The sequence below is a fragment of the Achromobacter sp. 01N37 genome (genome assembly GCF_056399725.1).
In genome coordinates, this window is sequence record NZ_JBFTRX010000003.1 from 366,940 (window position 1) to 390,082 (window position 23,143).

The following is a 23,143-nucleotide window of genomic DNA, read 5'->3' on the forward strand; positions in this document are numbered from 1 at the left end:
TTTGCCGAAATTAGCATGGACTTTGCGCTTGATCGGTAGCAACAATGCATCACATATCCGCGCGCGCAGCCGGAGGACGCCAGCACCCAGGTGCGCGCCGCATCCACGATCCAGAACGTCGACTTTCGAGGGCCGAACGCCATGGACTTCCTAAGCAACATGCTGCAGCGCTATCCCGAGCTAGCCGTCTTCCTTGCAATCGGACTGGGCTATTGGGTCGGTGGATTCAAGGTTCGCGGTGTGGGCTTCGGGCCGGTGACCGGGTCCTTGCTCGCGGGGCTGCTGATTGGCTACTTCGTCCGTGTGCCGGTGTCCGACACCGCCAAGCAGGTGCTGTTCCTGATGTTCATGTTCGGCATTGGCTACTCCGTGGGGCCAAGCTTTTTTCGCGGCATGAAGGACGGCGGATGGCGGTGGGTGGTGATTGGCATTGTGGTGCCGGTTGCGGGCTTGCTCACGGCATGGGGGCTGGCGGTCTTGCTAAAGCTCGAGGTCGGGTATGCCGTTGGCCTGCTATCAGGCGGGCTGACGGAATCGCCAGCGATTGGCACAGGCAGCGAAGCGATCCGGAATCTTCCCATCAGCGTCGAGGAGAAAGACCGGCTGATCAGCCAAATCGCCGTGGCCGATGCGCTGTGCTACATCTTTGGCACGTTCGGCGTCATCTGGTTCTGCTCGAGTTTGGGGCCAAAGTTATTGGGCTTGGATCTGAAGGCCGAAGGCGCCAAGCTTGAGTTGGTCTATGGAATTCAGCGGCAGAAAGCTGGCGTGACTTCCGCGTGGCGCAAGTTCGACTTGCGTGCCTATCGCTTTCAGTCTGATCACCCCGCGGTGGGCCAAACCGTCGCCTGGGTTGAATCGTTGTACGCCCCGGAGCGCGTGTTCGTGGAACGCATCCGGCGCGACGGCTCCCTCCTGTTGGCCTCGCCCGATACCGTCTTGCGCGCGGGGGATATCCTTGCCGTCTCTGGCAAAAGCGACGTGATCATCAAGCTGTTGGACGGCAACGCCGTCGAAGAACCCGACCGGGAACTGCGCGACATTCCAAGCGCGGTGTTCGATGTCGTGCTGTCTGACTCGCGGCTGTTCGGCAAGACGGTCGCTCAGGTTGCGGAGCAAGCCGAGGAAGTGCGCGGCGTGTTTCTGCGCAGAATCCGGCGCGATGGCGTAGAAATACCGGTGGGTTCCGGCACGGTGCTTCAGCGTGGTGACGTGCTCAGCATTGTTGGGCTTGAGCCTGCCGTTGAACGCGTGGCCGCGCGTATCGGCAGCGTGGTGCGGGATATGGATTCCACGGATTTTGTTGCGTTGGGTTTTGGAATTTTCATCGGCGCGGTGGTGGGGACGTCGCTTGTGCTGCCGATTGGCAGCATGCATATCGCCATTGGAAGCAGTGTGGGCACCCTGATCCTCGGCTTGTTGGTGGGCTGGCGGAATTCGGCGAAGCCTTTGTTTGGCCGCATCTCGCATGGCGCGCTTGAGTTCATGAAGTCAATCGGCTTGGCCGGTTTCGTGGCCATGATCGGTTTGAAGGCAGGCCCGGTCTTTGTCGATGCCCTGCGCGAAGTCGGGCTGACCATATTCTTGGCGGGCATTGTGGTGACAATGGTTCCGCAATTCGTCGGATTGCTGGTGGGACGATATCTGCTTGGCCTGGAACCGCTTTTACTGCTGGGGGCGCTGGCCGGGGCGCAAACGATGACGGCCGGCCTGGCCGCGGTTCAGGACAAATCGGATAGCCCGGTCGCCGTCATTGGTTACTCGGGCACCGTGGCGCTCGGGCATATTCTGCTGACCACGTGGGGAACGGTGATCGTTTGGCTGCTGGTTTGACGATCGTGCTTATCGGCCTGCGCCTTCATGCCTGCCACCATGCCCACGCCCGCCTCTGATGAGGGTCCGGCCCAGCGGTGGCTGCGCTGGCTGCCCGGGCTGGCCGTGTTGCGGTCCTATCAAGCGGCGTGGCTGCCGAGGGATCTGGCTGCCGGCCTGGCGTTGACGGCGATGCTGGTTCCTGTGGGCATTGCCTATGCCGAGGCGTCGGGCGTGCCGGGGGTCTATGGGCTGTACGCTACGATTGTGCCGTTGTTGGCCTATGCAATTTTTGGTCCGAGCCGCATTCTGGTGCTGGGGCCGGACTCCGCGCTCGCGGCGCCGATTCTGGCGGTGGTGCTGAGCGTGTCGGGCGGCGACCCCATGCGCGCGGTGGCCGCGGCCAGCCTGATGGCGATCATCGCCGGGCTGTTCTGCATCGTGTTGGGTCTGCTGCGGCTCGGGTTCATTACCGAGCTGCTGTCCAAGCCCATCCGCTATGGCTACATGAATGGCATTGCGCTGACGGTGCTGGTCAGCCAGTTGCCGAAGTTGTTCGCGATTCCGATTGAGGATGCCGGCCCATTGCAAGAACTGTGGCGGCTCGCGCAGGCGGTGGCCGATGGACAGGCCAACGGGTATGCCTTTGCGGTGGGGGCGGCCAGCTTGGCCGCGATCTTGCTGCTTAAGCGCTTTGACCGGGTGCCAGGCATTCTGATCGCCGTGATCCTGGCGACATTGGCCGTGAGCCTGCTGCGGCTGGACGTCCAGGGGGTAAAAGTGCTGGGCGAGATTCCGCAGGGGCTGCCGACATTCACGTGGCCATGGCTCAGCAATGCGGACTGGGCCACGATTGTGCTCGGCGGCTGCGCCGTGGCGATGATTTCGTTTGCGGATACCAGCGTGCTGTCGCGCACGTACGCCGCGCGCACGCACACGCGCGTCGACCCGAACCAGGAAATGGTGGGGCTGGGCATGGCCAACCTGGCGGCGGGTTTCTTCCAAGGCTTCCCCATCAGCAGCAGCGCATCGCGCACGCCCGTGGCCGAGGCAGCAGGCGCGCGGACACAGCTGACAGGGGTGATCGGTGCGGCGGCCGTGGCGCTGTTGCTGGTGTTTGCGCCCAACCTGCTGCGCTATTTGCCCAGCAGCGCGCTGGCCGCCGTGGTGATCGCCGCCGCCCTTGGCCTGTTCGAGTTCAAGGACTTGCGGCGCATCTACCGCATCCAGCAATGGGAGTTCTGGCTGTCGATGTTGTGTTTTGCCGCTGTGGCGGTGTTCGGCGCCATACCCGGCATCGGCTTGGCCGTGGTCATCGCCGTCATCGAATTCCTGTGGGACGGCTGGCGGCCGCATTTTGCGGTGCTTGGGCGTGTGCCGAACTTGCGCGGCTACCACGACTTGAAGCGGTATCCGCATGCCGCGTTGATCGATGGGCTGGTGCTGTTCCGCTGGGACGCGCCGCTGTTCTTTGCGAATGCCGAGCTGTTTCAGCAACGGCTGCTGGAAGCCGTGCAGGCGTCACCCACGCCAGTGCGGCGCGTCGTGGTCGCGGCCGAGCCCGTCACAAGCGTCGACGTCACGTCGGCGGACATGTTGCGCGAGTTGAGCCAACATCTGGCAAAGGAAGGCGCCGCCCTGCATTTTGCCGAGATGAAAGACCCGGTTCGAGACAAGCTCAAGCGTTTCGAGCTGACGGAGATTCTGGGCGACGACCACTTTCATCCCACAGTGGAAAGCGCCGTGGACAATTATCTGGGTCTATGACTTTTGGCCTATGACTTTCGGCTTGCCAATTTTCGGCCTGCCGATTTCAGACGACGACCCTCAGTCTGCGGCTCGTAGTCTGTAACCCTTACCGCGCCGTGCGTTGATGCGGCACCAGCGGCGGCGCCGGCTGATTGGCGATCAAGTCCCAGAACCCGGGCAGGAAGCACTCCGCCACCAGCAGCGGCTGGCCTTGGCGCCAGAAGACGGACCTTCGTGCCCAGACGCGGCCCGCGTCCTGTTCGCGGCGATCCGCCGGCAGTACATCGCGCGCGGTGGCGTAAAACGGCACGGGCGAGGCCAGGCGGCGGCACGCGAACGGTGAGCGGATGACGGTGCTGTCGTGATACAGCATGTCGGCCAGCGGCCGGGTCAGCAGGCGGCGCATGCCTTGCCAGGCGCCGTGCGAGGCGCGCAGCGGTGTCAGGCTGCGGGCGGGCACGCTGTCCACGCCGTTCACCGACATCAGCACTTCGCGTATCCATACCGGCGAGCCGGGGGCGATGCCCATGGCCAGCGCTTCGTCGCGGGGCGCGCCGTCGGCGTACTCGGCCAGCACGCGCAGGCGGACGTGGCCAACCTGGCGCAGGCCGGCGGTGAGTGCGCCCGGGCGGAACAGCCAGTGGCGCAGGGCAGGGGGCAGGACGGGCGGCGCGGCGGCCAGCCAGCCTGCGGCAAGAGGGGGGTGATGGGCTGCGGGTTTCATCATGGCTGCGTATTATGCCAAGCCCTGCTGGCGGCCTGCCTGCGTCGCAATGCCGCAGGCGGGGGCGCGGCGCTCAGCCGGCGCTTGACGTGCACATGCGGGCGGCCCATGCAGGTCACCCGCGTCCGCATACAATACCGCCCATGGAAAAAGTACGAATCTCCAAGCTCATGTCCGAGCGCGGACTCTGCTCGCGCCGCGAGGCCGACAGCTATATCGAACGCGGCTGGGTCCGCGTGGACGGCGTTGTGGTGTCCGAATTGGGCGCCAAGGCGTATCCCGATCAGGTCATCACGCTGGAGCGCGCCGCGCAGGCGCGCCAGACCTCGCGCGTCACCATCCTGATCAACAAGCCGGTGGGCTATGTGTCGGGCCAGGCGGAAAAAGGCTATACGCCCGCGGTGGCGCTCATTGATTCGCGCTCGCGCTTTGCCGGATGCCGGCATCCGCAACGCTTCGAGCGCGCGCATCTGGAAGGGCTGGCCGTGGCCGGCCGGCTGGATATTGATTCCCAGGGCCTGCTGGTGCTGACGCAAGATGGCCGCATCGCCAAGCATCTGATCGGTGAAGACTCCAGCGTCGACAAGGAATACCTGGTGCGCGTGCAGGGCGACTTGTCCGACCGTGGGCTGGCGCTGCTGAACCACGGCCTGTCGCTGGACGGCAAGGCGCTGAAACCCGCGCAGGTGCGTTGGCAGAATCACGACCAGCTGCGCTTTGTGCTGCGCGAAGGCAAAAAGCGCCAGATCCGCCGCATGTGCGAACTGGTTGGCCTGAAGGTCATAGGCTTGAAACGCGTGCGCATTGGCCGCGTGTCGCTGGGCGATCTTCCCCTGGGGCAGTGGCGCTATCTGCGCGACGACGAGGGATTTTGAATTGATCGGCCCCGTCGACAAGTGATGTCGGCGGTCAGTAGATTTTTCAATCTGTTTCCGCGACCCCGCTATTTCATGAAAGCGGGCGTATCCTTCGTTTGCCCGCCGCTGCCCAGACGCTCCATCAGAAATTCGATGAAGATCCGGGTCTTGGCGGGTAGAAGCCGGGTTTCGGTGACCGCATAAACGGGAAACGGCCCCAGCTGCCAATCTGGCAGCACGCGCCGCAACTGCCCAGACTGCTGTTCGGCCGTCTGGCCGCCCACCAGCACCGCGATGCCCGCGCCCAGCATGGCCAGGCGCCGCGCCATGGCCACGCCGTTGACGGAAAACCGGTTGCCCGGCGTGAACTCGATGTGCTGGTCACCGCAGTTGAGCGGCCAGCGCGTGACGCGGCCGGCGCCTTCTGCGCGGAATTCGATGCACTCGTGGCGGGTCAAGTCACTGGGATGTTTGGGTTCCCCGTGCTTCTCCAGGTATTCGTGCGAGGCATACAGATGGGCGGGCAGCATGCCCAGCAGCCTTGCAATCTGCGTCGAGTCGGGCAGGTCGCCGATTTCGATCGAGATATCGCACGTCTGGAACACGCGTGAGGCGTGGTCCGGATTGGCCAGATCCAGGAAAAACGTGACGTCGGGATAGCGGCGGGAGAACTCCATGAACGATTCAGCCAGGAAGTCCGTGCCGAAATCCGCGGGCATGTTCACCCGCAGCGGCCCGGCTGGCGTATCGACCAGCTTCTGCAATTCTTCATGGGCAATCTGCGCTTCGGCGACGATGCGCTGGCAGCGTTCAAAGTACAAGCGCCCGGCGTCGGTCAGTTCGACCTTGCGGGTGGTGCGGCTCAGCAATCGCAGGCCGACCGACCGTTCCAATTCGGCCACCTGGCGAGACAAGGTGGATTTCGGGACGCCCAATGTCGCGGCAGCACGGCTAAAACTATGCGTTTTGGCGACTTCGACGAAGAGTTCCATGCCTTGTAATCGTTTCATGGCGAGATTCTGTCATAGACCGGGTGCTCGGAATTGTCCCATAAATGGAATGATGTTTTCTTATTGCGCCCCTTTGTTTCTGGGGCGGGATAACTCAAAATGCGGGTTCCGCAATGCAGCAATGCGATAAAGCCCAGCCTGCGTGTTCAACGCGAATCCACCCAGTTGATGCACATGGTCCCGCACATCCGCGAGAGCGGACGCTGCGTGGGGGCCGACTATTTTTTTCGGGAATGCAATCTATGAATAAGAAAAGCGCTATGTGGCGCAGCGCGGCAGTTGTCACGCTGACGGCATCGGCTCTCACGCTGGCCGCTTGCGGCAAGAAGCAGGACGCGCCGCAGGCGGGCAAGCCGCAAGTTTCGGTGGTGACCCTGACGACGCAGCCCGTTTCGCTCACCACTGAATTGCCGGGCCGCACGTCCGCATTCCGCGTGGCTGAAGTCCGGCCCCAGGTGAACGGCATCGTTCAGAAGCGCCTGTTTACCGAAGGCGGCGAGGTCAAGGCCGGCGAACAGCTCTATCAGATCGATCCCGCGTTGTACCAAGCCAGCTTCGATAGCCAGAAGGCCGCATTGGCCCGCGCGCAGGCGCAGCAGAAGACGGCTGCCTTGCTGGCCGAACGCTACAAGCCGCTGGTTGCCACCCGCGCCGTCAGCCAACAGACCTATGACAACGCCGTGGCCTCACGCGACCAGGCCGCCGCCGACGTGCTGTCGGCCAAGGCCGCGCTGGACACCGCGCGTATCAACCTGGTTTACACCAAGGTGCTGTCGCCGATTGACGGCATCATCGGCCGTTCTTCCGTGACCGAAGGCGCGCTGGTTACGGCCAACCAGACGGGCGCTTTGGCTGCAGTGCAGCAAATTGACCCGATCTACGTTGACGTGACCCAGTCCAGCGTGCAGCTCTTGCGTTTGCAGGACGCCTTGGCCAGCGGCCAGTTGAAGCGGGCCGACGGCGAACAAGCCGCGCTGGTCACGCTGACCTTGGAAGACGGCTCGCAATACAAGCAGACCGGCAAGCTCCAGTTCTCGGAAGTGACCGTAGACCAGGGCACGGGTTCCATCACGCTGCGCGCGGTGTTCCCCAACCCGGATCGCCGTCTCTTGCCCGGCATGTTCGTGCGCGCCCGCCTGGCTGATGGCGTGGCCGCCGACGGCCTGCTGGTGCCGCAACGCGGTGTGACGCGCAACCAGCGCGGCCTGCCCACGGCGCTGGTCGTCAATGCCAAGAACCAGGTGGAACTGCGTGAACTGAAGACCGACCGCGCCATTGGCGACAAGTGGCTGGTCACCGACGGCCTGGCCGCGGGCGACAAGGTCATCGTGGAAGGTCTGCAAATGGTGCGTCCGGGCGTGGAAGTCGTTGCGACGGAAGCCGGCGCCAATGCGCAGCAGCCGCAAGCGGCGAATGCGGCTAACGCGGCGAATGCCGCGCCGGCCAAGCAGTAATCAGGGAGCCATGCATGGCAAAGTTTTTTATCGATAGGCCGGTTTTCGCCTGGGTGATCGCGATCGTGCTGATGATGGCCGGCGCGCTGTCCATCCTGCAATTGCCGGTCTCCCAGTACCCCAACATCGCGCCGCCGGCCATCGGCATCGCGGTGACCTACCCGGGCGCGTCCGCGCAGACCGTGCAGGACACCGTGGTGCAGGTGATCGAGCAGCAGATGAACGGTCTGGACGGCTTGCAGTACATCTCGTCGGAAAGCAACTCCGACGGCAGCATGTCCATCACGCTGACGTTCAAGCAAGGCACCAACCCGGACACGGCGCAGGTGCAGGTGCAGAACAAGCTGGCGCTGGCGCAGCCGCTCTTGCCGCAGGAAGTGCAGCAGCAGGGCATCCGCGTCACCAAGGCCACGAAGAACTTCCTGATCGTGGCGGGCTTTGTGTCCACCGACGGCACGATGACCAAGGACGACTTGGCCGACTACGTCGCGTCGTACGTCCAGGACCCCATCAGCCGTACGCAGGGCGTGGGCGACTTCCAGCTGTTCGGCTCGCAGTACGCGATGCGCATCTGGCTGGACCCCGCCAAACTCGTGAACTACGGGCTGACCACGGTTGACGTGGTGGCGGCCATCAAGGAACAGAACGTGCAGGTGTCGTCCGGCCAGCTGGGCGGCCTGCCGTCCGTGCGTGGGCAGCAGCTGAACGCCACCATCATCGGGCCGTCGCGCCTGGAGAAGCCGGAAGATTTCGGCCGCATCCTGCTCAAGGTCAACACCGATGGTTCGCAAGTGCGCCTGGCCGATGTCTCGCGCATTGAACTGGGCGGCCAGACCTACGCCATCGACAGCTTCTACAACGGCAAGCCCGCCTCGGGCCTGGCCATCAAGCTGGCGCCGGGCGCAAACGCCCTGGACACGGCGCAGGCCGTGCGCGACACCATCAACAACTTGAAGCCGTACTTCCCGCCGGGCATGGACGTCGTGTATCCGTATGACACGACGCCGTTTGTCAGCCTGTCGATTCACGAAGTGTTCAAGACGCTGGTCGAGGCCATCATCCTGGTGTTCCTGGTGATGTACTTGTTCCTGCAGAACTTCCGCGCCACCATCATCCCCACGCTGGCCGTGCCGGTGGTGCTGCTGGGCACGTTCGGCGTGCTGGCCGCCTTCGGTTATTCCATCAATACCTTGACCATGTTCGGTATGGTGCTGGCCATTGGCCTCTTGGTGGACGATGCCATCGTGGTGGTGGAAAACGTTGAGCGGGTGATGGCCGAAGAAGGGCTGACACCCAAGCAGGCAACCCGCAAGTCCATGAGCCAGATCACCGGCGCGCTGATCGGTATCGCCATGGTGCTGGCCGCCGTGTTTATCCCGATGGCGTTCTTTGGCGGTTCAACGGGCGTGATCTATCGCCAGTTCTCGATCACGATCGTGTCGTCGATGGTGCTGTCGGTGCTGGTGGCCATCGTCTTCACGCCGGCCTTGTGCGCGACGTTGCTCAAGCCCATTCCGAAGGGCCATCACGGCACGAAGCGGGGTTTCTTCGGCTGGTTCAACCGCACCTTCGAACGCAGCAGCAACGGCTACGCCAACAGCGTGGCGCGCGGGCTTAACCGCACCAAGCGTCTGATGGTGGTGTACCTGGCGCTGGTCATTGCAATGGGTTGGCTCTTCACGCGCATTCCCACGGCGTTCCTGCCGGCGGAAGACCAGGGCATTTTGTTCGCCCAGATTCAGACGCCTGCGGGCGCCACGGCGGAAGCGACCAAGGCCGTTATCGATGACGCCACCAAGTATCTGCTGACCGAAGAGAAGGACGCCGTGACCTCGGTGTTCGCCGTCAACGGTTTTAACTTCGGCGGCCGCGGCCAGAACGCGTCCATCCTGTTCATCAAGCTGCGAGACTGGGAAGAGCGGGGCGACGCCAAGCTGAAGGCCGGCGCCGTGGCGGCACGCGCCAACGCGCACTTCGGCAAGACCGAGCGCCGTGCGCAACTGTTCGTGGTGCCGCCGCCGTCCGTGATGGAACTGGGTAACGTCACCGGCTTTGACTTCCAACTGATGGACCGCGCAGGCGTGGGCCATGAAAAGCTGCTTGCAGCGCGCAATCAGCTGCTGGGCGAAGCGGCGAAGAGCCCGGTGCTGGTGGGCGTGCGCCCCAACGGCATTGAAGATGCGCCGCAGTACCAGCTGGATATCGACCGCGAAAAAGCGCGTGCGCTTGGTGTGGCCGTGTCGGACATCAACAGCACGCTGGCCACCGCGTGGGGCTCGTCGTACGTCAACGACTTCATCGACCGTGGCCGCGTGAAGAAGGTGTTTGCGCAGGGCGAGGCCTCGTCACGCATGCTGCCGGAAGACCTGAACAAATGGTATGTGCGCAACAGCGCGGGCGACATGGTGCCGTTCTCGGCGTTCTCGAAAGCGACGTGGAGCTTCGGCCCGCAAAAGCTGAACCGCTATAACGGCGTGCCGTCCTACAACATCCAGGGCCAGGCGGCGCCGGGTTATAGCTCGGGCGCGGCGATGGAAGAAATGGAAAAGCTGGCGGCCAAGCTGCCGGTGGGCGTGGGCTTTGAATGGACGGGCTTGTCGTTCGAAGAACGCCTGTCGGGTTCGCAGGCGCCGGCCCTCTACGCCATTTCGCTGATCGTGGTGTTCCTGTGCCTGGCCGCGTTGTATGAAAGCTGGTCGATTCCGACGGCGGTCATGCTGGTGGTGCCGCTGGGGATTATCGGCGTGCTGCTGGCGACGTTGGCGCGCGGCTTGTCCAACGACGTGTACTTCCAGGTGGGGCTGCTCACCACAGTGGGGCTGGCGGCCAAAAACGCCATCCTGATTGTGGAGTTCGCCAAAGAGCACTTTGAATCCGGCGCGAGCCTGACGGAATCGGCCATTCACGCCGCCCGCCAGCGCCTGCGGCCGATTCTGATGACGTCCCTGGCGTTCATCCTGGGCGTGACGCCGCTGGCGATCTCGTCGGGTGCGGGGTCGGGCAGCCAGAACGCCATCGGCACCGGCGTGATCGGCGGCATGTTGACCGGCACCTTCCTGGCTATTTTCTTTGTCCCCGCGTTCTTTGTGATCATGCTGCGCATGTTCAAGGTGAAGCGCATGAGCGAGAACCTCGACAAGCACGACACCAGCGCCAATGGCTCGCAGGACGTGTCCGCGGAAGGACGACCGTAATGAAATTTCCGATGAGAACCTTGTTGTCTGTTTCTCTGGCGGCGGCCCTGGCGGGCTGCTCGCTGGCCCCGACCTACGAACGGCCCGACGCGCCGGTCGACGCCGCGTACCCCACCGGCCCGGCCTACAAGGCGGACGGTTCGCAGGCGGCGTTGGGGATGTCCACCGCCGATATCGGCTGGCGCGACTTCTTCAGCGATCCGCTCTTGCAGCAGCTGATTGAACTGTCGCTGGCGAACAACCGCGACTTGCGTGTAGCGGCACTGAACGTGGAAGCGGCGCGTGCGCAGTACCGCATTCAGCGCGCCGACCTGATGCCCAGCGTGGGCATCGCCGGCCAGGAATCGGCCCAGCGCACGCCGGCGGACTTGTCCGCCAGCGGCCGCGCCACGACCAGCCACAGCTACCAGGTGGGCGCCGCCATGTCCGCCTGGGAACTGGACCTGTTCGGCCGTATCCGCAGCCTGAGCGACAAGGCGCTGGAATCCTATCTGGCGCTGGACGAAACCCGCACGGCCACGCAACTGACGCTGATTGCCGAAGTGGCTAACGCTTATCTGACGTTGCGCGCCGACCAGGAACTGCTGAGCCTGACGCGCGATACGTTAAAGAGCCAGGAAGATTCCTTCCAGCTGACGAAGCAAAGCTACGACCAGGGCCTGGCCACCGCGCTGGACTTGAGCCAGGCGGAAGTGTCGCTGCGCACGGCCCAGCGCAACCTGTCGCAATACACGCGCCAGGCTGCGCAGGACCGCAATGCGTTGACGCTGCTGGTGGGCCAGCCCATGTCGCCCGAGATCACCGCCGCGCTGGATCAGGCCATGAAGCTGGACGACGGCATGCTGCCGACGACCTTGCCCGCCGGCCTGCCGTCTGACCTGCTGGCGCGCCGTCCGGACATCCGTGCGGCCGAGCATCAGTTGAAGGGCGCCAACGCCAACATCGGCGCGGCGCGCGCGGCGTTCTTCCCCACCATCAGCCTGACCGGCCAGGCGGGTACCGCCAGCGCCAGTCTGGGCGGCCTGTTCGACGGCGGTTCCGGCGCCTGGAGCTTCGTGCCCCAGATCACCGTGCCGATTTTCGCGGGCGGCTCGCTGCTGGCGGGTCTGGATTTGGCCAAGGTGCAGAAGAACATCCAGGTCGCGCAGTACGAGAAGTCCATCCAGACGGGGTTCCGCGAAGTGGCGGACGCGCTGGCTGGACGCGGTACGCTGGACGACCAGATTCAGGCGCAGCGCCTGTTGGTCAACGCCAACCAGCGCGCCTACGACGCGTCGGATCAGCGCTTCCGTCAGGGTATCGATGACTACCTGAGCGTGCTGGATTCCCAGCGTTCGCTGTACAGCGCGCAGCAGGCGCTGGTGGACACGCGCCTGGCCCGCTTGTCGAATCTGGTGACCTTGTACAAGGTGCTGGGCGGCGGCTGGACCGAGCGCACGGTGATGGCGCAGCAGTCAGCGGGGCAATCCCCAGCGCAACCCGGAGTTCAACCGGCAGCGCAACCCGGAGTTCAATCGGCAGTTCAACCCGGAGTTCAACCGGCAGTTCAACCCGCAGCGCAGGCGGCAAGCCAGACGGCGCCGGCGGTGACGGGTTCCGGGTCTTAAGCGATATCCGCCGCACCCCGCGCGCCGGAATGCAAAACGGGCCGATCGAAAGATCGGCCCGTTTTTTATTGCTTACCCGGCAGGAATCGTCAGGTGCGTTTCTTGGCGATCAGGCCCACCACGAACAGGACGATGATGGCGCCCACCACCGACGCGATCCAGCCGGCCGGTTCGCCCTGGGCGTACCAGCCCATCGACTGACCCAGAAAGCCAGCGACCACCGCGCCGACGATACCCAGAATGGTGGTCATGATGATCCCCATGTTCTGGTCTCCGGGCATGATGGCGCGGGCGATCAGGCCCACGATGAATCCGACGATGATCATGATGACAATGCTCATGCGCTTACTCCTTACCAGGGAAAAAGGGACGATGTGCAGTGATGATACTCATGCTCGGAATCGTTCGGCTGTAACAACTGGTGTGCGGGGGTTCGTTCTGAACGGCCTGGCTCAGGAGGTGATATCGATCAACTGGCGTACGTCTTTGGTCAGCGCTTCGATGCTGTCGGTGTCGGACGCCAAGAGGCGGGCGCGGCCGTCCTTGTCGAAAATATACACACCGCGGCTGTGCGTCACTTCGTACATGTCGGCGTCGTCACCCGGGCGGGGTTTTTCAATTTGATAGGCCACGCGGTAGCGGCGCGCCAGGTCAGCAATCTGCTTTTCGTCGCCCGTTACGCCAATGGCGCTGTTGTTGAACGCATTGACGTAGGCTTGCAGGATGTCGGGCGTGTCGCGGTGCGGGTCCACGCTGACGAACAGGATGCGCACGTCCTTGGCCTTGTCGCCCAGGTTTTGCAGCACGGCCGTCAATTGCGCCATGGTGGTCGGGCAGATGTCCGGGCAGCTGGCGTAGCCGAAAAACAGCAGCACCGTCTTGCCCTTTAAGTCGTCACTGCTGACGGTCTTGCCGCCCGCGCCGGGCAGTGAGAATTTCAGGTCGGGCAGGTGGCCCTTGACGTTGTAAAGCGTCCAGTCGACGTTTCGATCGCCGCAAGCCGCAAGCAGCACGCAAAAGGCCAACAGCAGGCCGCGCCAGGCGCGGCCGGTAAGAAGGTGTCGCATGAGTCCAGGAGAGGCCGAAAGAGTTGTAGGAGCGATACGTCCAGGAACAAGCCCGGTCAAACCCGTTGATTCTACCTGCACGCGCCCGGCTGACTGGCGCCGGGCGGGCCTTAAGCGGTGTGGCGCGAGCCAGCTTCTTGTTCTGGCGCAAACATTCGTTGCGGGCGCACGGCCCCACGCCATTTGTGAAGCTTTGTGGGGATAGTGTTCGAGAGGCGCGCAAAGTCATTCCATCGGCGTGGTGTGCAGTCTATATTCAGAGCCTTGTCCAGTAATACAGCTACAGGAAGGTCCTGAACGTGGATATGGCATCCGGCACGGCAATTCGTTATCCGTTGTTCCCGTATTACCCGGTAGTGGTCGAAGTTCTGCGCAGCCGCAACGCCGATCGGGTGTTGGATGCGCCCTGCGGCACCGGCTGGCTGGGCGATATGTTGTCGGCCACCGGTACGCGCAAAACCGCCGTGGATGGCGTGGGCCTGTGGGAATTTCCGCCAGCATCGGCAGGCTATCAGTCGGTTATCGAACACGATCTGGACACCCCCTTGGCCGTCAGCACGGCCTATGATGCGGCCGTGTGTTGCGAGGCCATCCACCTGATGACCAACCCGGGCGTGCTGGTGCAAAGCCTGTACCGCGCGCTGCGGCCGGGCGGCACGCTGATCATCACCACCCCCAACACGTGGTATCTGCGGTCACGGTTGCAGTTCCTGATGCGGGGGTTTCATTCTGGCTTTCGCCCCATGGTTGGGCGGCAGCGCGGCGAAGACTACATCACGTATTTCCCCTTCAGCTTTCCGCAACTGCACCTGCTGCTATCGCACTACGGCTTCACGGACATTACCTTGCACGAGGTCGACGAGCCCAAGCCCAAGCGGATGATCGAACGTCTGCTGGCGATTCCTTCGCGCCTGTATAACCGGCGCCGAGTCAAGCGCGCCGAGAACGAAGACGTGCGCCATTTCTGGAAGCAGGCCGGGTCTGATCAGTCAGTGCATGGACGCTGGCTGGTGGTGTCGGCGCGCCGGCCGGACGAACCGGTTTCAGTGAAGGCATGAAAAAGGCCCCCAGCAAATTGCTGGGGGCCTTTCACGATGGGGCCACTGTGGGCCTTTTACGATAAAGCGGCGTGATCAGTTGCCGCTCATGCCGCTGTGGCGCAGCAGGGCGTCGATGCGCGGTGCGCGGCCACGGAAGGCGGCGAACGAATCCGCCGCCGGACGCGAGCCGCCCACGGCCAGCACTTCGCGGCGAAAGCGCGCGCCGGTTTCCGGATCAAGCGTGCCCAAGGGGTTGCCGGGCTGCTTGGCCGCCGCTTCCTCGAAGGCTTCGTACGCGTCAGCGGACAGCACTTCGGCCCACTTGTAGCTGTAGTAGCCCGCGCCGTAGCCGCCTGCGAACAGGTGCGAGAACGCGTGCGGCAGGCGATGCCAGGCGGGCGGGAACAGCACCGCCACTTCCTGGCGCACTTCTTGCAGCAAGGCCAGCACTTCGGTGATGGTGGCGCCCTTGGCGCGGTCATGCATCAGCATGTCGAACAAGGCGAATTCGATCTGACGCACGGCCTGCATGCCGCTTTGGTAGTTGCGCGCGGCGACCAGGCGGTCGTAGAGCGCACGCGGCAGCGGTTCGCCGGTGTCCACATGGGCCGACAGCTTTTGCACCACCGCCCATTCCCAGCAGAAGTTCTCCATGAACTGCGAGGGCAGTTCAATGGCGTCCCATTCGACGCTGGCGAACGCGGCGGCGCCGGGCTCGTCAACTTCCGACAGCAGGGCGTGCAGCGCGTGGCCGGTTTCGTGGAACAGCGTGATGACGTCGTCGTGCGTGAGCACGGCGGCGCGGTCGCCGTTGGGGCGCGAGAAATTGCAGGTCAGGTAAACGACGGGCGTCTGCACCTGGCCGGCGATGACGCGGCGCGCGCGTTCGCTATCCACCCACGCGCCGCTTTGCTTGCCGGAGCGGGCGTACAGATCCAGGTACAGATAGCCGATCAGGCCGCCATCGGCGCGCTCCACACGCACACCGCGCGCGTCGCTATGCCAGGTAGAGACGGGCGTTTCCGTCAAGCGGACGTCGAACAGTTTTTCAATGACTTCGAACAGGCCCGCCAGCACGCGCGGCTCGGTGAAGTACTGCTTCACTTCGTCTTCGGAATAGGCGTAGCGCGATTCGCGCAGGCGTTCCGAGGCAAAGGCCACATCCCACGGCTGGAGCTCGTCCAGGCCGAGCTCGCCGGTGGCGTAGGCCTTCAGTTCCGCCAAGTCGCGCTGGGCGTAAGGCTTGGCGCGGGCAGCCAGATCACGCAGGAACACGGTGACTTCGCTGGCGTCGCGGGCCATGCGGGTTTGCAGGCGCAGCGAGGCGTAGGTGCCCAGGCCCAGCAGGCCGGATTCTTCGGCGCGCAGCGAGAGCAGTTCTTCGATAAGGGGGGAATTGTCGAACTTGGCGTCGCCTTGTTCGGACGCCACCGTGCCGTAGCCGCGGTACAGCGCTTCGCGCAGCGACCGGTCTTGCGCGTATTGCATGACGGGCAGGTAGCAGGGCATTTTCAGCGTCAGCTTCCAGCCGGGCTTGCCATCTTCTTCGGCGGCGGCGCGGGCGGCGGACAGCACATCAGCCGGGATGCCGGCCAGACGGGCGTCGTCTTCGACCAGCAGCGACCAGGCGTCGATGGCGTCCAGCACGTTTTCCGAGAACTTCTGCGAGGCCTGGGCTTCGCGGTCGGAGATGGCGGCGTAGCGTTCGCGGTCGGCGCCTTGCAGCTCAACGCCGCTCAAGCGGAAATCGCGCAGCGCCATTTCCACGATGCGGCGGCGCACGGGCGACCAGGTGGCGAAATCGGGGGCGGCAGCCAGACGCTGGTACTGCTTGTACAGCCCTTCGTGCAGGCCGACCCAGGTCGAAAATTCGGTAATCAGCGGCAGCGCGGCGTTATAGGCCTCGCGCAGTTCCGGCGTGTTGACCACCGCATTCAGGTGGCCCGCCACCGACCACGCGCGCCACAGACGTTCGGATGCGGTATCCAGCGGTTCCACGACCGCTTCCCAGGTGGGCGCCAGCGCAGCATCGGCGGCGTGGTCGACGGCCTTGCGGGCGATGCCCAGCAGTTCCTCGACGGCGGGCACGATGTGCCCGGGCTTGACGGCCGCATAGTCGACCAGGTCGGAGACGGGAGCGAGCAGGGGGTTCTGGGTCATGGTGTTACCGGCGTAAGACGTAGCAGGCGGCGCGCGAGACAAGCAGCCCGGCGCCGGCGAAAGACATACGAATCAGATAGGGGCGATACGCCCGAATGCAAGGGCAAGGGCAAGGGGCCTGGGGCGCCTGCAAAAGATAGGGCGATGCGCACCCGTGTGGGTGTGCGCATCGCCGTGTCACGATCAGCCTGCGGCGCGTTCCGCGGCTTCAACCGTGTTGACCAGCAGCATGGCGATGGTCATGGGGCCCACGCCGCCGGGGACGGGGGTGATGGCGCCCGCCACTTCCTTGGCGGAAGCGAAATCCACGTCGCCGCACAGCTTGCCGTCTTCGCCGCGGTTGATGCCCACGTCGATGACGACGGCGCCGGGCTTGATCATCGAGCCGTCGATCATGCCCGGCTTGCCGGTGGCAACCACCAGGACGTCAGCGCGGCGGGTCTGGGCCGCCAGATCGCGCGTCTTGGAGTTGCAGATGGTGATGGTGGCGCCGGCTTGGAGCAGCAGCATCGCCATCGGCTTGCCGACGATGTTGCTGGCGCCGACGATCACGGCTTCAGCGCCGCGCAGCGTCACGCCTTCCGATTCCAGCATCTTCATCACGCCGTAGGGCGTGCAGGGGCGGAACAGCGGCTGGCCGGTCATGAGCAGGCCGGCGTTGCTGATATGGAACCCGTCCACGTCCTTCTCGGCCGCGATGGCTTCGATGACTTTGTGGGAATCCATATGCTTGGGCAGCGGCAGCTGCACCAGGATGCCGTGAATGGTCGGGTCCTGGTTCAGGACGGCGATGCGGGCCAGCAGTTCGGCCTCGGTCATCTCGGCCGGGTACTGTTCCTTGATGGAATGCAGGCCGGCTTTTTCGCAGGCGGCAACCTTGTTGCGCACGTAAACCTGGGACGCGGGGTCCGCGCCCACCAGCACCACGGCCAGGCCGGGGCGGGTGCCCTTGGCAGCCAGAGCGGCGACGCGTTGGGCGACTTCTTCGCGAATGCGCAGCGACAGTGCTGCGCCATCGATAACTCTTGCGGTCATGCGTGTGCCTCGGGTTTGGCCAAGGCCACTTTCATCAAATCAGCAACGGTAGTCACTTCCAGTTTTTCCATAATGTTGGCGCGGTGCGCCTCGACGGTCTTGATGCTGATGCCCAGGTCGTCGGCGATCTGCTTGTTCAAGCGGCCGGCGACGATGCGCTCCAGCACCTGCTGCTCGCGCGCGGTCAGGCGTGCCAGCATGGCTTCGTGGTCCTTCTGAGCCTGGTGCTTGCTGACGCGCTGCGTGGCTTGCTCGAGCATGCGCGCAACGATTTCGCGCAGGTCCGACTCGTTGAAGGGCTTTTCCAGAAAATCGACTGCGCCTTTCTTCATCGTGGACACGGCCATCGGCACGTCGCCGTGGCCGGTGATGAACACGATGGGCAGAGGCGCGTTGCGGGCGATCAGTTGTTCCTGAAGCTCCAGGCCGCTCATGCCGGGCATGCGCACGTCGGCGATCAGCACGCCGATCTGGCTGGCGTCGTAGTCTTCCAGGAAGGATTCGCCGCTGGCATAGGCGCGAACGCGGTAGCCGTTGGCTTCCAACAGCCAGCGCAGCGAATCGCGGACCGCTTCGTCGTCGTCAACAATGAATACCGTGCTCGACAGGTGGGGCGTGTTCATGCGTGCAACTCCTCGGACTGATCATTCTGGGCCTGCGTCTGGGACGCAGCGCAGGGCAGGGTAAAGCGGAAAATAGTACCGCCGGCGGGGTTCGGGTCAGCCCAAAGACGGCCGTGGTGCGATTCAATAATGGTACGGCAGATATTCAGCCCCATGCCCAGGCCCTGGGTCTTGGTGCTGAAGAAGGGTTCGAACAGGCGCTCGGGTTCAGCCAGGCCATGGCCGCGGTCAACCACGGCCACTTCGATGTGCTGCTCGTGCAGGATGACCGCCACTTTGAGCTCGTCGGACTCGCTGTTTTCCATGGCTTCCAGCCCGTTCTTCAGCAGGTTCAACAGCACCTGTTCGATCAGGATGGGGTCAGCCAGGACGTCAGGCGCGTTCGACGGCACGAAGCTGTCGATACGGATGCGGCGCTTGCGGGCGTCGATTTCGGCGAAACCGATGGCGTTGTCGACAATGCGGCCAATGGCCACGCGCTGGCGGCGCGGCTCGCTGCGCTTCACGAATTCGCGGATGCGGCTGATGATCTTGCCGGCGCGCTCGGCCTGCGCCGCGGCCTTTTCCAGCGCCGGCAACAGCATGTTGGGGCTGGTGTGGCCAGCTTTGACCAGGGCGACGGCGCCCATGCTGTAGTTGGCGATGGCGGTCAGCGGCTGGTTCAGTTCGTGCGCCAGGGACGAGGCCATTTCGCCCATCGTCGTCAGGCGGCTGGTGAGCTGGATTTTTTCCTGCTGCACGCGCGAGGCCTCTTCGTGGCCACGGCGTTCGGTGATGTCGCGCGCGACTTGCATGCGCACGCGGCGGCCGTCGGTCCAGGCCAGCATGCGGTGATGCACTTCAAACCAGCGCTGCACAGACGGCGCGAACACTTCCACCGATTCGTCGGTGAAGCGGCCGCGGCGGCCAGCCAGCAATTCGTCGTGGCCGCCCGTCTGCGCGCCGAACACGCGGCGGTAGGTGCGGTTGGCGAACAGCAATTCCAGGCCGTCGTGCGTGTCGGCCGTGACCGAGATGGCGTCGTCCAGGCCTTCCAGCACCGTCATGAAACGCTCGTGCGCGGCGGTCAGGGCCTCGCGGATGCGCTTGGGTTCGGTGATGTCGGTCATGGAGGTCATCCAGCCGATCTGGTTGCCGTTGGGGTCCASCAGCGGCGACACATACATGCGCGCCGTGAAGCGCGAGCCGTCGCGCCGCTGCGCTTCCACTTCCAGGCCGCTGCTGGGCGTCTTGCCCGACATCAAGACGTCGAGCGTGTGCTGATGCTGTTCGTGGCGGCCGGGCACCCAATAGGGGAAGGGCGGGCTGCGGCCAATGAGGTCGGCCTCGTTCCAGCCGATCATGCGGCAGAAGGCGGGGTTCACGTAGGCGATGCGGCCTTCCATATCCAGCACGCGCATGCCGGTGGACATGGAATTTTCCATGGCGCGGCGAAATCCGGTTTCAGCGATCAGCGCGGCTTCGGCGGAGGAACGAAAGCGGGTATAGCGCCACAGCATCAGCAAGCTGATGACGATCACGCATGACAATGCCAGCACCACCCAGATCAGGCGTTGCTGACGCATTTCCTGGTCGATCGTCACAAACATGACGCTATCGTCATGAATGCGTTGAAGCCAGAAGAACACCCCCATCACACAGATGTACAGAATCAGCACCATGGCAGGCGTGACCCAGTACACGCCGCGGCGGCGGGTGCGGGCGTGATCGTGAAACGGCGTAGGAATATTGGACTTGGGCGCGCTGGACATGGAATTCGGGCCAGATAGACCGCGCATTTTAGTGCGTGTTCGGGGTGAAGTCCCGGGAAACACGCCCCGCTTTTGGCGTACAGCGTAAAAAGACCGGTAAGGAAGCATTCAGCTCGCGTTCATAATTTCACATTATGAAATGCCGTACCGCAACATGAAATTTTGCTTGCGACCGGTTATTCTTCTTTCTTAGAATGCCGGCTGATAGGGAACCGACCCAAAGCAGGTCTCTAGAAAAACACCCCGACCCATGCCTGACATGGTAGCCCGGATGATCCCGGCTACCATGCAGAGTCCGCGAGTTGAACGAAGCGGGTGTGGTCACGAACGAACCCCAACAGGAGACACACGATGTCCTCTTTCGCCCAGGCTGGCGCCCCGCAGGCTGCCAACGACGAAGACACCCTTGAAACCCAGGAGTGGCTCGAAGCCCTGGCGGCAGTCCTTGATCGCGAAGGGCCGCAGCGCGCGCACTACCTGCTGGAACGCCTGATCGACGAAGCCCGTCGTTCCGGCGCCCACATCCCGTTCTCGCCGAATACCGCTTACGTCAACACGATTCCTCCGGGCCTGGAGCCCGCGCATCCGGGCAACCTGGAACTGGAAACGCGTATCCGTTCGTACGTGCGCTGGAACGCGATGGCCATGGTCGTCAAGGCCAACAAGCACAACCCGCCGGACGGTGGCGACCTGGGCGGCCACATCGCGTCGTTCGCCTCGCTGGCCACCATGATCGGCTGCGGCCAGAACCATTTCTGGCACGCGGAAGACGAAGGCCACGGCGGCGACCTGGTCTACTTCCAAGGCCACACGTCCCCCGGCATGTACGGCCGCGCCTACCTTGAAGGCCGCCTCACCGAAGACCAACTGAACCACTTCCGCCAGGAAGTGGACGGCAAGGGCCTGTCGTCCTACCCGCACCCGAAGCTGATGCCGGATTTCTGGCAATTCCCGACGGTGTCGATGGGCCTGGGCCCGCTGATGGCCATCTACCAGGCCCGCTTCCTGAAGTACCTGCACGCCCGCGGCATCGCCGACACCAGCAACCGCAAGGTCTGGGTGTTCTGCGGCGACGGCGAAATGGACGAACCCGAATCGCTGGGCGCCATCGCCTTGGCCGCCCGTGAAAAGCTCGACAACCTGATCTTCGTGGTGAACTGCAACCTGCAGCGCCTGGACGGTCCGGTGCGCGGCAACGGCAAGATCATCCAGGAACTGGAAGGCGACTTCCGTGGTTCGGGCTGGAACGTGATCAAGCTGATCTGGGGCGGCTACTGGGACCCGCTGCTGGCGCACGACAAGGAAGGCATCCTGCGCCAGATCATGGAAGACACCGTTGACGGCGAGTACCAGGCGTACAAGGCCAACGACGGCAAGTTCGTTCGCGAACACTTCTTTGGCAAGCACCCCAAGCTGCTGGAAGCCGTCTCGCGCATGAGCGACGAAGACATCTGGCGCCTGAACCGYGGCGGCCACGATCCSCACAAGGTGTACGCCGCGTTTGACGCCGCCACCAGCCACACCGGCCAACCCACCGTCATTCTGGCCAAGACCATCAAGGGCTACGGCATGGGCCACGTGGGTCAGGCGAAGAACCCGACCCACCAGCAAAAGAAGCTGGAACTGGAATCCATCCGCGAATTCCGCGACCGCTTCGGCATCCCGATTCCGGATGACAAGCTGGAAGACCTGCCGTACTTCAAGCCGGCCGATGATTCGCCCGAAATGAAGTACCTGCACGAGCGCCGCGCCGCGCTGGGCGGCTACCTGCCGCGCCGCCGCGCCAAGGCCGACGAGCAACTGAAGGCCCCCGCGCTGGACGCCTTCAAGGCCGTGCTGGAACCCACCGCCGAAGGCCGTGAAATCTCCACCACCCAAGCCTTTGTCCGCATCTTGAACCAGGTGCTGCGCGACAAGGAACTGGGTCCGCGCGTGGTGCCGATTCTGGCCGACGAATCGCGTACCTTCGGTATGGAAGGCCTGTTCCGCCAGATCGGTATCTACGCGCCGGAAGGCCAGAAGTACACCCCGGTCGATAAGGACCAGGTCATGTACTACAAGGAAGCGGCCGACGGCCAGCTTCTGCAGGAAGGCATCAACGAAGCGGGCGCAATGAGCTCGTGGATTGCGGCGGCCACGTCGTACTCCTCGAACAACCGCATCATGATCCCGTTCTTCATCTACTACTCGATGTTCGGGTTCCAGCGCATTGGCGATCTGGCCTGGGCGGCGGGCGACATGCAAGCGCGTGGCTTCCTGTTGGGCGGCACTGCCGGCCGCACGACGCTGAACGGCGAAGGCTTGCAGCACGAAGACGGCCACAGCCACATCCTGGCGTCCACCATTCCGAACTGCGTGTCCTACGACCCGACGTTCGGCCATGAGCTGGCCGTGATCATCCAGCATGGCTTGAAGCGCATGGTGGAAGACCAGGAAAACGTCTATTACTACCTGACGGTGATGAACGAAAACTACCCGCAGCCCGGTCTGACCCAGGGCGACGAGGAAGGCATCATCAAGGGCATGTACAAGCTGAAGTCGCACGGCAAGGGCAAGAACCGCGTGCAGCTGATGGGTTCGGGCACGATCCTGCGCGAAGTCATGGCCGCGCAAGAACTGCTGGAAGCCGACTGGGGCGTGGCGTCGGACCTCTGGAGCGTCACCAGCTTCACGGAACTGCGCCGCAACGGCCTGGACGTCGACCGCCACAACATGCTGCACCCCGACGAAAAGAAGCCGCAAGTGGCTTACGTCACGGAACAGCTGGCCAAGACGGAAGGCCCGATCATCGCATCGACCGACTACATGAAGCTCTTTGCTGACCAGATCCGTCCGTTCGTGCCCAAGGGCCGCGAATACAAGGTGCTGGGCACCGACGGTTTCGGCCGCTCGGATTTCCGCGCCAAGCTGCGTGAGCACTTTGAAGTGGATCGCCACTTTGTCGTCGTCGCCGCGCTGCGCGCATTGGCCGACGAAGGCAAGGTGCCGGTTGCCAAGGTGGCGGAAGCCATCAAGAAGTACGGCATCAATCCGAACAAAGCCAACCCGCAATACGCCTGA

Annotated in this window: 16 protein-coding genes; 8 read left to right on the forward strand and 8 right to left on the reverse strand. The window is 63.8% G+C overall.

The window, feature by feature from the left end; translation table 11 throughout:
• Positions 1-141 precede the first annotated feature (141 nt).
• Together aspT and AC1DSJ_RS07835 are read left to right on the forward strand one after the other, a co-directional pair.
• A complete protein-coding gene (gene aspT / locus AC1DSJ_RS07830) occupies positions 142-1,833 on the forward strand; it encodes an aspartate-alanine antiporter (protein WP_441371242.1) in 1,692 nt (563 codons plus the stop codon).
• A 27-nt stretch (positions 1,834-1,860) separates the two neighbouring features.
• Positions 1,861-3,579 carry a SulP family inorganic anion transporter gene (locus AC1DSJ_RS07835; RefSeq protein WP_254600380.1) on the forward strand — a complete coding sequence of 573 codons (1,719 nt, stop codon included), beginning with the start codon at positions 1,861-1,863 and terminating at the stop codon, positions 3,577-3,579.
• Between the two features lie 88 nt (positions 3,580-3,667).
• Here AC1DSJ_RS07835 and AC1DSJ_RS07840 read toward each other — a convergent pair whose 3' ends face one another.
• Complete coding sequence (locus tag AC1DSJ_RS07840; protein ID WP_441371243.1) at positions 3,668-4,288, reverse strand: chorismate--pyruvate lyase family protein; 621 nt, start codon at positions 4,286-4,288, stop codon at positions 3,668-3,670.
• A 140-nt stretch (positions 4,289-4,428) separates the two neighbouring features.
• Here AC1DSJ_RS07840 and AC1DSJ_RS07845 point away from each other — a divergent pair, with 140 nt between their 5' ends.
• The gene (locus AC1DSJ_RS07845) at positions 4,429-5,160 is read left to right on the forward strand and encodes a pseudouridine synthase (protein WP_054426027.1); all 732 of its coding nucleotides are present in this window, start codon (positions 4,429-4,431) and stop codon (positions 5,158-5,160) included.
• Positions 5,161-5,228: 68 nt separating this feature from the next.
• Here the strand turns inward: AC1DSJ_RS07845 and AC1DSJ_RS07850 are convergent, their stop codons facing one another.
• Entirely contained in the window at positions 5,229-6,134 is a 906-nt protein-coding gene (locus tag AC1DSJ_RS07850; protein ID WP_054426024.1) for a LysR family transcriptional regulator, read from the reverse strand.
• A gap of 278 nt (positions 6,135-6,412) precedes the next feature.
• Here AC1DSJ_RS07850 and AC1DSJ_RS07855 point away from each other — a divergent pair, with 278 nt between their 5' ends.
• Genes AC1DSJ_RS07855 through adeC form a run of 3 tightly spaced genes read left to right on the forward strand, consistent with a single transcriptional unit; the run spans position 6,413 to position 12,407 of the window.
• Complete coding sequence (locus AC1DSJ_RS07855) at positions 6,413-7,606, forward strand: efflux RND transporter periplasmic adaptor subunit (RefSeq protein ID WP_156336856.1); 1,194 nt, start codon at positions 6,413-6,415, stop codon at positions 7,604-7,606.
• 14 nt (positions 7,607-7,620) lie between these two features.
• Positions 7,621-10,800, forward strand: coding sequence for an efflux RND transporter permease subunit (locus tag AC1DSJ_RS07860; protein ID WP_054426020.1), 3,180 nt, complete (start codon positions 7,621-7,623; stop codon positions 10,798-10,800).
• Complete coding sequence (gene adeC / locus AC1DSJ_RS07865; protein WP_441371244.1) at positions 10,800-12,407, forward strand: AdeC/AdeK/OprM family multidrug efflux complex outer membrane factor; 1,608 nt, start codon at positions 10,800-10,802, stop codon at positions 12,405-12,407. Before AC1DSJ_RS07860 ends, adeC begins: the two co-directional genes overlap by 1 nt.
• 89 nt (positions 12,408-12,496) lie before the next feature.
• On the opposite strand, the gene AC1DSJ_RS07870 is transcribed toward adeC, so the two are convergent.
• On the reverse strand, positions 12,497-12,748 hold the full coding sequence (locus tag AC1DSJ_RS07870; protein ID WP_175168402.1) for a GlsB/YeaQ/YmgE family stress response membrane protein: 252 nt from the start codon (positions 12,746-12,748) through the stop codon (positions 12,497-12,499).
• A gap of 111 nt (positions 12,749-12,859) precedes the next feature.
• The gene (locus AC1DSJ_RS07875; protein ID WP_346552058.1) at positions 12,860-13,474 is read right to left on the reverse strand and encodes an SCO family protein; all 615 of its coding nucleotides are present in this window, start codon (positions 13,472-13,474) and stop codon (positions 12,860-12,862) included.
• A 305-nt stretch (positions 13,475-13,779) separates the two neighbouring features.
• On the opposite strand from AC1DSJ_RS07875, the gene AC1DSJ_RS07880 reads away from it, so the two are divergent.
• Positions 13,780-14,532 carry a class I SAM-dependent methyltransferase gene (locus AC1DSJ_RS07880; protein WP_441371317.1) on the forward strand — a complete coding sequence of 251 codons (753 nt, stop codon included), beginning with the start codon at positions 13,780-13,782 and terminating at the stop codon, positions 14,530-14,532.
• Positions 14,533-14,607: 75 nt separating this feature from the next.
• Here the strand turns inward: AC1DSJ_RS07880 and AC1DSJ_RS07885 are convergent, their stop codons facing one another.
• The 4 genes from AC1DSJ_RS07885 to AC1DSJ_RS07900 form a co-directional block, all read right to left on the reverse strand.
• Positions 14,608-16,674, reverse strand: coding sequence for a M3 family metallopeptidase (locus tag AC1DSJ_RS07885; RefSeq protein WP_175168404.1), 2,067 nt, complete (start codon positions 16,672-16,674; stop codon positions 14,608-14,610).
• A gap of 183 nt (positions 16,675-16,857) precedes the next feature.
• Entirely contained in the window at positions 16,858-17,709 is an 852-nt protein-coding gene (folD, locus tag AC1DSJ_RS07890) for a bifunctional methylenetetrahydrofolate dehydrogenase/methenyltetrahydrofolate cyclohydrolase FolD (protein ID WP_441371245.1), read from the reverse strand.
• Positions 17,706-18,332 carry a response regulator transcription factor gene (locus AC1DSJ_RS07895; protein WP_006219003.1) on the reverse strand — a complete coding sequence of 209 codons (627 nt, stop codon included), beginning with the start codon at positions 18,330-18,332 and terminating at the stop codon, positions 17,706-17,708. The genes folD and AC1DSJ_RS07895 overlap by 4 nt, the downstream gene beginning before the upstream one ends.
• On the reverse strand, positions 18,329-20,083 hold the full coding sequence (locus tag AC1DSJ_RS07900) for a PAS domain-containing sensor histidine kinase (protein ID WP_476760292.1): 1,755 nt from the start codon (positions 20,081-20,083) through the stop codon (positions 18,329-18,331). The genes AC1DSJ_RS07895 and AC1DSJ_RS07900 overlap by 4 nt, the downstream gene beginning before the upstream one ends.
• 351 nt (positions 20,084-20,434) lie before the next feature.
• On the opposite strand from AC1DSJ_RS07900, the gene aceE reads away from it, so the two are divergent.
• A complete protein-coding gene (gene aceE, locus AC1DSJ_RS07905) occupies positions 20,435-23,143 on the forward strand; it encodes a pyruvate dehydrogenase (acetyl-transferring), homodimeric type (RefSeq protein WP_175168406.1) in 2,709 nt (902 codons plus the stop codon).

Coding starts and splice junctions, on each gene's coding strand:
- AC1DSJ_RS07855 (WP_156336856.1), top strand. CDS start 6,413: ATGTGGCGCAGCGCGGCAGTTGTCACGCTGACGGCATCGGCTCTCACG.
- AC1DSJ_RS07845 (WP_054426027.1), top strand. CDS start 4,429: ATGGAAAAAGTACGAATCTCCAAGCTCATGTCCGAGCGCGGACTCTGC.
- AC1DSJ_RS07880 (WP_441371317.1), top strand. CDS start 13,780: ATGGCATCCGGCACGGCAATTCGTTATCCGTTGTTCCCGTATTACCCG.
- AC1DSJ_RS07860 (WP_054426020.1), top strand. CDS start 7,621: ATGGCAAAGTTTTTTATCGATAGGCCGGTTTTCGCCTGGGTGATCGCG.
- AC1DSJ_RS07895 (WP_006219003.1), bottom strand. CDS start 18,332: ATGAACACGCCCCACCTGTCGAGCACGGTATTCATTGTTGACGACGAC.
- AC1DSJ_RS07835 (WP_254600380.1), top strand. CDS start 1,861: ATGCCTGCCACCATGCCCACGCCCGCCTCTGATGAGGGTCCGGCCCAG.
- aspT (WP_441371242.1), top strand. CDS start 142: ATGGACTTCCTAAGCAACATGCTGCAGCGCTATCCCGAGCTAGCCGTC.
- AC1DSJ_RS07840 (WP_441371243.1), bottom strand. CDS start 4,288: ATGATGAAACCCGCAGCCCATCACCCCCCTCTTGCCGCAGGCTGGCTG.
- AC1DSJ_RS07850 (WP_054426024.1), bottom strand. CDS start 6,134: ATGGAACTCTTCGTCGAAGTCGCCAAAACGCATAGTTTTAGCCGTGCT.
- AC1DSJ_RS07870 (WP_175168402.1), bottom strand. CDS start 12,748: ATGAGCATTGTCATCATGATCATCGTCGGATTCATCGTGGGCCTGATC.
- AC1DSJ_RS07875 (WP_346552058.1), bottom strand. CDS start 13,474: ATGCGACACCTTCTTACCGGCCGCGCCTGGCGCGGCCTGCTGTTGGCC.
- folD (WP_441371245.1), bottom strand. CDS start 17,709: ATGACCGCAAGAGTTATCGATGGCGCAGCACTGTCGCTGCGCATTCGC.
- AC1DSJ_RS07885 (WP_175168404.1), bottom strand. CDS start 16,674: ATGACCCAGAACCCCCTGCTCGCTCCCGTCTCCGACCTGGTCGACTAT.
- adeC (WP_441371244.1), top strand. CDS start 10,800: ATGAAATTTCCGATGAGAACCTTGTTGTCTGTTTCTCTGGCGGCGGCC.